The organism is Achromobacter sp. 2789STDY5608621, assembly GCF_001299375.1.
Taxonomy (GTDB): domain Bacteria; phylum Pseudomonadota; class Gammaproteobacteria; order Burkholderiales; family Burkholderiaceae_B; genus Achromobacter; species Achromobacter insuavis.
In genome coordinates, this window is sequence record NZ_CYTU01000012.1 from 53,323 (window position 1) to 60,217 (window position 6,895).

Sequence of the window (6,895 nt, forward strand, 5' to 3'; positions counted from 1 at the left end):
CTGGCCTGGTACGTCGACTCGATCCGCCAGGCCACGCACGGCATGGACGCCGAGGCCATGCGCGCCTTCTGCCCCACCTGGACCGAGGAACAGCGGCGCCTGCGCGCGCAATGGCTGCACACCTGCCACGAACCCGCCATCGTGCGCAGCTTCGAGGACTTCGGCCGCGACGACATCCATGCCGACCTGCCGCATGTGCGCGTGCCGCAACTACTGATGACCGCCGAGAACGGCGGCGTGGTCGGCGACGAGGACGTGGCCGAATGGCAGGGCCTGGCGCCCGACACCCTGCACCGGCGCGTGCCCGCCGCCGGCCACATGATCCCCTGGGACAACGAGGCCGGTTTCCACGAGGCGCTGGGCGACTTCCTCGAACCGCGCGGCTGAACCCCGCCCTTCCCCCCTACTTCGACAGGAGTCCGCCATGCCCGTCAGCGACATCGACCTGATCCGCGCCTGGAAACAGGTGCTCACGCTTTCCCGCCTCGAAGCCGGCCAGACCGTGACCGTGCTCACCGGCGCCGACACCCATCCGCAGACGCTGCGCTGCGCCATCGCCGCCGCCGGCGACATGGGCGCGCGCGTCAACCGCCTGGATCTGCCGCCGGTCAACGGCGAGAAATCCCTCAGCCGCGACTCGCTGGCCTACCTGGGCACCACGCCGCTGACCGGCAACCCCGCCGCCATCGCCGCGCTCAAGGCCAGCGACCTGGTGCTGGACCTGATGACGCTGCTGTTCTCGCCCGAGCAGCACGAGATCCTGCAGGGCGGAACCAAGATCCTGCTGGCGGTCGAGCCGCCCGAGATCCTGTGCCGCCTGGTGCCGACCGAGGCCGACCGCGCCCGAGTGCGCGCGGCCGCCGCGCGGATCGCCGAGGCGCGCCAGATGCGCATCACCTCGCAGGCCGGCACCGACCTGCAATGCCGGCTGGGCAGCTTTCCGGCGATTTCCGAATACGGCTTCGTCGACGAGCCGGGGCGCTGGGACCACTGGCCCAGCGGCTTCGTGCTGACCTGGCCCGACGAAGGCCACAGCAACGGCCAGGTGGTGCTGGACCGCGGCGACATCCTGCTGCCGATGAAGGACTACGTGACCGACCCCATCACGCTGACCGTCGAGCGCGGCTACGTCACCCGCATCCAGGGCGGCCTGCAGGCCGAGGTGCTGCGCGACTACATGGCGTCGTATGAAGACCCCGAGGCCTACGCCGTCTCGCACATCGGCTGGGGCCTGCAGCCGCGCGCCCACTGGTCGATGCTGGGCCACTACGGCAAGGAGACCCATATCGGCATGGACGCCCGCGCCTTCGAGGGCAACTTCCTCTGGTCCATGGGGCCGAACAACGAGGCCGGCGGCCAACGCACCACCGCCTGCCACATCGACATCCCGATGCGCCACTGCACCGTGATGCTGGATGATCGCGCCGTCGTCATCGACGGCGTGGTGCAGGACGAACCCGGGCTGGCGCGCGCCGCCCGCCGCAAGGAGTTGGCATGACCACCACCGTTCCCGCCGGGGATATCTCGGCTTACGCCCGCCAGGGCTTCGGCACGCCGCTGCCGCTGAAGGCGCCGTTCGGCCTGCTGATCATCGACTTCGTCAACGGCTTCGCCGACCCCGCCGTGTTCGGCGGCGGCAATATCCCGCAGGCCATCGAACGCACCCGCGCCTTGCTGGCGCACGCGCGCGAACAGGGCTGGCCGGTGGCGCACAGCCGCATCGTGTTCTCGGACGACGACGCCGACAGCAACATCTTCTGCCTGAAGGTGCCGGGCATGCTGACGCTCAAGGAAGACAGCCACAACAGCGCCATCGTGCCGCAGCTGGCGCCCGCGCCCGGCGAATACGTGGTGCGCAAGAGCACGCCGTCGGCGTTCTACGGCACCATGCTGGCGCCGTGGCTGGCGCAGCGCGGCGTGCAGACGCTGGTGGTGGCCGGCTGCGTCACCAGCGGCTGCGTGCGCGCCAGCGTGGTCGACGCCATGCAGGCCGGCTTCCGGCCGCTGGTGGTGGCCGACTGCTGCGGCGACCGCGCGCTCGGGCCGCACGAGGCCAACCTGTTCGACATGGCGCAGAAGTACGCCGCCGTCATGCCGCTGGAGCAGGCCCTGGCCGACATCGGCGCGCTGGCGGCATAATCGTTGATCGGCCCGGATCGCCTTCGCCCATGAACCTGCCCCATCCCCACGCGCTGCACGACGCGCTGCTGACCCACCCCGGCGCGCTGCTGGTCGTGCGCGCCCCGACCGCGCCGCCCCGTCCGGCGCCCGGGCAGCCGGGCGTGGTGTCGGATTACGTGCAGGACACGCCCGAGGTCTTCGTGGCGGTGCTGGCCGACGCCGCCGCGCCGGGTGGCTGGCGCGCGCTGGCCTTCAACGGCCACGTCGACCTGGGCACCGGCATCCGCACCGCGCTGGCGCAGATCGTGGCCGAGGAACTGCACGTGCCGATGGCGCGGCTGGAAATGGTGCTGGGGCACACCAACGCCACCCCCAACCAGGGGCCCACCATCGCCAGCGCCAGCATCCAGATCTCGGCCGCGCCCCTGCGCCGCGCCGCGGCCCAGGCGCGCGAGCACCTGCTGGCGCAGGCCGCGCGGCAATGGGGCGTGGCGGCGGACACGCTGCGCTTGCGCGACGGCATCGTGCATCCCGCCGATGCGGGCGACGCGCGCGCCCTGCACTACGGCCAACTGGTGCAGGGCCGGCACACCCGGCTGGAACTGGCCACCGATGATGCCCAGGTGCGGCTCAAGCCGGCCCGCGACTACACCGTGGTCGGCAGCGCCGTCGCGCGCGTCGACATCCCCGCCAAGGCCACCGGCGAACTGAGCTTCGTGCACGACGTGCGCGTGCCCGGCATGCGCCACGGCCGCGTGGTGCGCCCGCCGCACCCCGGCCGCGACGCCGGCGACTTCATCGGCCGCTGCCTGATCGATGTCGACAGCGATTCCGTCGCGCACCTGCCGGGCCGCGTCCAGGTGGTGGTGCAAGGCGATTTCATCGGCGTGGTGGCCGACCGCGAGGAACAGGCCGAAGCCGCCATGCGCGCGCTCAAGGTGCGCTGGAAACCGGTGCCGCCCGCGCCCGCGCTCGACGACCTGGCCAGCGCCATCCGCGCCAACCCCGCGCGCCGCCGCCTGCTGCTGGAGGAAGGCGACGTCGAGGCCGCCTGTGCCGCCGCCCCCGTGCACCTGCGCCGCACCTACGTCTGGCCCTACCAGATGCATGCGTCCATCGGGCCGTCCTGCGCGGTGGCCGACCATCGCGACGGCCGCCTCACGGTCTGGGCCGGCACCCAGAATCCGCACATGTTGCGCGCCGACCTCGACCGCCTGCTCAAGCTGGGCGAGGACCGCATCGAGATCATCCGCATGGAAGCCGCCGGCTGCTACGGCCGCAACTGCGCCGACGACGTCTGCGCCGACGCCGCGCTGCTGTCGGCCGCCGTCGGCGCGCCGGTGCGGGTGCAACTGATGCGCGACCAGGAACACCAGTGGGAACCCAAGGGCACGGGCCAGCTGATGGACGTGGCCGCCGCGCTGGACGCCGACGGCCAGCTGCTGGCCTATGACTTCGAGGTGCGCTATCCGTCCAACGACGCGCCGCTGCTGGCGCTGCTGCTGACCGGCGCCGTGCCGGGCGAGCCTCGCGTGCTGGAAATGGGCGACCGCACCGCGGTGCCGCCCTACCGCTATGCCAGCCGGCGCATCGTCTGCCACGACACCGCGCCGCTGGTGCGCGCCTCGTGGCTGCGCGGCGTCTCGGCGCTGCCCAGCTCGTTCGCGCACGACTGCATGATCGACGAGCTGGCCGAGGCGGCCAGCGCCGATCCGGTCGCGTTCCGGCTCAGGCACCTGGACGATGCGCGCGCCATCGCGCTGCTGGAGGCCACGGCGGCGCGCCCGCCGACGGCCGCCTGCACGGGCGCGGCGTGGCCTACGCGCGCTACGTGCACAGCAAGTTCCCCGGCTTCGGCGCCGCCTGGGCGGCCTGGGTCATCGACCTGAGCGTGGACCCGGCCAGCGGCCGCATCGCCCTGGCGCGCGTGGTGGTCGGCCAGGACACCGGCATGATCGTCAACCCCGATGGCGTGCGCCACCAGATCCATGGCAACATCAACCAGACCCTGAGCCGCTGCCTGCTCGAACGCGTGCAGTTCGACGCGGCCGGCGTGGTCAGCCGCGAATGGGGCGGCTACCCCATCATCGGTTTCAAGGACCTGCCGCCCATCGACGTGCTGCTGATGCCGCGCCAGGACGAACCGCCCATGGGCGCCGGCGAATCCGCCTCGGTCCCCGGGCCCGCGGCCATCGCCAACGCCCTGTTCGACGCCACCGGCCGGCGCTTCCACCAGGCGCCCTTCACGCCCGACGTGGTGCGCGCCGCCCTCGCCCATCCAGACCGCTCCCCGAGGTCCGCATGATTGATATCGACACCCTGGTCCTGCAGCAGGCCGCGCAATGGCAGCGCGACGGCGTGCCCGCGTGGCTCGTCACCGTGGCGCGCACCTGGGGCTCGTCGCCGCGACCGCCGGGCGCGCTGATGGCCCTGAACGCCCGCGGCGAGGTTGCCGGCTCGGTGTCCGGCGGCTGCATCGAGGACGATCTGGTGGCGCGCGTGCGCGCCGGCGCGGCCCCGGCGGCGCGGCCCGAGGTGCTGCGCTACGGCGTGCACGCCGACCAGGCGCGCCAGTTCGGCCTGCCCTGCGGCGGCACCCTCGAACTGGTGATGGAACGCATCGGTCCCGCCAGCCAGCTGCCGGCGCTGCGCGATCACTGCCTGCGCCGCGACTGCATCGAGCGCGAGCTGGACCTGGCCACCGGCGCCGTCAGCCTGCGCCCCGGCCCCGCCGATGGGCTGCCGCGCCTGACGGCCGCCGCCTTCACCTCGCACTTCGGCCCGTCGGTGCGGCTGATCGTGATCGGCGCCGGCGACACCACCGGCTATCTGTGCCAGATCGCGCTGACGCTCGGCTTCGAGGTCATCGTCTGCGATCCGCGCGACACCCAGTCGCCGGCCTGGACAATGCCCGGCGCGGTCCACAGCCGCGAGATGCCCGACGACCTGATCCTGCGCCTGCGGCCCGACCGCCGCACCGCCATCATCGCGCTGAGCCACGATCCCAAGCTCGACGACCTGGCGCTGATCGACGCCCTGCAGTCGCAAGCGTTCTACGTCGGCGCGATCGGCTCGCGCCGCAACAGCGACGCGCGCCGCGCGCGGCTGCGCGAGCATTTCGACCTGGGCGACGCCGACCTGGCGCGGTTGCGCGGCCCCGCCGGCCTCTATATCGGCAGCAAGACGCCCGCCGAGATCGCGCTATCGATCATGGCCGAGATCGTCGCCGCCAAGAACGGCGTGGCGCGCGGCGCGCTCGACAGCGTGGCCGCCGGCAAGGCGCGCGACGGCGTCCGCATCGCTCCTGTCGATCTGGCCACCGCCTGCCCCCTCTGATTACGCCATGCCCGCCCCCATTGCCGCCATCATCCTCGCCGCCGGGCAGGGATCGCGCCTGGGCGGCCGCGCCAAGCCGGCGCTGCGCATCGACGGCGTGAGCCTGCTGGAACGGCTAGCCCGCGGCCTGCGCGACGCGGGCGTCGCGCCGGTGCGCGCCGTCATCGGCCCCTATGCGGATATCCTGATGCCGCTGGCGCAACGCGCCGCGATCGCGCCGCTGGCGCAGGCGCTGCCGGACGCCTCGCTCGCCGATTCCCAGCGCCTGGCGCTGCGCGAACACGTCCGCGCCCATCCCGACCATGACCTGCTGCTGGTGCTGGCCGACCTGCCCCTGCTCGATGCGAGCGCCATCGCCGACCTGCTGGCGCAATGGCGCGCCTGCGCGCCCGGCGCAGACAGCCTGCGCCCGCGCGTGGACGGCGCGCCGGGCCATCCGCTGCTGCTGTCGGCCGCGGCGGCGCGGGCCGCCAACGCGCTGCCGGCCGGCGCCGGATTGCGCCAATGGCTGGACCCGCGCAGCGGGCGCCATGCCCTCTTCGACAGCGCCAACCGCGCCTACGTCACCGACCTGGACACGCCCGCCGACCTGGCGGCGCTGCGCGACGCGCTGGCGCCGGCGCGCGTCGACTGGCCGCCCCCGGCGGCCTGACGCGGTCGCCGCGCGCCGCCCCTCAGGCCAGGCTGCGCATGGCCTGGTCCATATCGGCGATCAGGTCTTCCTCGTGCTCCAGGCCGATGGAAATGCGGATCAGGCCTTCGGACACGCCGGCCGCGTCTCGCTCGGCCGCCGGCACGCCCGAATGCGTGGTCGAGGCCGGATGGCACACCAGCGACTCGGTGCCACCCAGGCTCACCGCCGACTTGAACAGCCGCAGCGCGTTAATGAAGCGGAACGCCTTGGCGCGGCCGCCGTCCAGCACGAACGCGAAGGTCGAGCCCGGGCCGGTGCACTGGCGCTTGTAGACCGCCTGGTAGGCCTCGTCGGCGATGATCTCGGGGTGATAGATGCGCACCTTCTCGTGCGGATTGCCGGCCAGCCACTGCGCCACGCGGGTGGCGCTGCGCGCGGCCTGCTTCATGCGCAGCACCACGGTCTCCATCGAGCGCGTGATCATCCAGCACGAATGCGGATCGAGCTGCGAGCCGAAGGCGCTGCGGATGGCGCGCACCTTCTTGATCAGGTCCTTGGTGCCGGTGACGGCGCCGGCCACCAGGTCGCTGTGGCCGCCCACGTACTTGGTCAGCGAGTACACGCACAGGTCCACGCCATGCTCGGCCGGCTTCTGGAAGATCGGGCCCAGCAGCGTGTTGTCGCACACCGAGATCGGGCGATAGCCGTGGCGCGCGGCGAACGCGTCCAGCTCGGCCTTGACCGCCTGGAAGTCGATCAGCGCGTTGGTCGGATTGGCCGGCGTCTCCACGTAGAACAGCTTGA

The 6,895-nt window shown here is 72.7% G+C and carries 6 protein-coding genes and 1 pseudogene; 6 read left to right on the top strand and 1 reads right to left on the bottom strand.

Going from position 1 to position 6,895, the window contains the following annotated elements:
• The 6 genes and pseudogenes from AOZ53_RS14095 to AOZ53_RS14120 all read left to right on the top strand — a co-directional run.
• A partial coding sequence (locus tag AOZ53_RS14095) for an alpha/beta fold hydrolase (RefSeq protein WP_197286487.1) occupies positions 1-387 on the top strand: 387 nt, incomplete at its 5' end.
• Between the two features lie 37 nt (positions 388-424).
• Positions 425-1,498 carry a 2,5-dihydroxypyridine 5,6-dioxygenase NicX family protein gene (locus tag AOZ53_RS14100; RefSeq protein WP_054434743.1) on the top strand — a complete coding sequence of 358 codons (1,074 nt, stop codon included), beginning with the start codon at positions 425-427 and terminating at the stop codon, positions 1,496-1,498.
• The gene (locus AOZ53_RS14105) at positions 1,495-2,139 is read left to right on the top strand and encodes an isochorismatase family protein (RefSeq protein ID WP_054434741.1); all 645 of its coding nucleotides are present in this window, start codon (positions 1,495-1,497) and stop codon (positions 2,137-2,139) included. Before AOZ53_RS14100 ends, AOZ53_RS14105 begins: the two co-directional genes overlap by 4 nt.
• A 29-nt stretch (positions 2,140-2,168) precedes the next feature.
• Positions 2,169-4,426, top strand: a pseudogene (locus tag AOZ53_RS14110) (molybdopterin cofactor-binding domain-containing protein).
• Positions 4,423-5,457, top strand: a complete 1,035-nt coding sequence (locus AOZ53_RS14115) for an XdhC family protein (RefSeq protein ID WP_054434729.1) — start codon at positions 4,423-4,425, stop codon at positions 5,455-5,457. The pseudogene AOZ53_RS14110 and the gene AOZ53_RS14115 overlap by 4 nt, the downstream one beginning before the upstream one ends.
• A 7-nt stretch (positions 5,458-5,464) precedes the next feature.
• Positions 5,465-6,109 (top strand): NTP transferase domain-containing protein, encoded by a 645-nt coding sequence (locus AOZ53_RS14120; protein WP_054488267.1) that lies wholly within the window; start codon positions 5,465-5,467, stop codon positions 6,107-6,109.
• A 22-nt stretch (positions 6,110-6,131) separates the two neighbouring features.
• On the opposite strand, the gene AOZ53_RS14125 is transcribed toward AOZ53_RS14120, so the two are convergent.
• The coding region (locus AOZ53_RS14125) for a PLP-dependent transferase (protein WP_197286488.1) at positions 6,132-6,895 on the bottom strand (764 nt) is incomplete at its 5' end.

Bases quoted from the DNA above. Each gene is read 5' to 3' on its own strand.
- AOZ53_RS14105 (WP_054434741.1), top strand. From the start codon at position 1,495: ATGACCACCACCGTTCCCGCCGGGGATATCTCGGCTTACGCCCGCCAG.
- AOZ53_RS14115 (WP_054434729.1), top strand. From the start codon at position 4,423: ATGATTGATATCGACACCCTGGTCCTGCAGCAGGCCGCGCAATGGCAG.
- AOZ53_RS14100 (WP_054434743.1), top strand. From the start codon at position 425: ATGCCCGTCAGCGACATCGACCTGATCCGCGCCTGGAAACAGGTGCTC.
- AOZ53_RS14120 (WP_054488267.1), top strand. From the start codon at position 5,465: ATGCCCGCCCCCATTGCCGCCATCATCCTCGCCGCCGGGCAGGGATCG.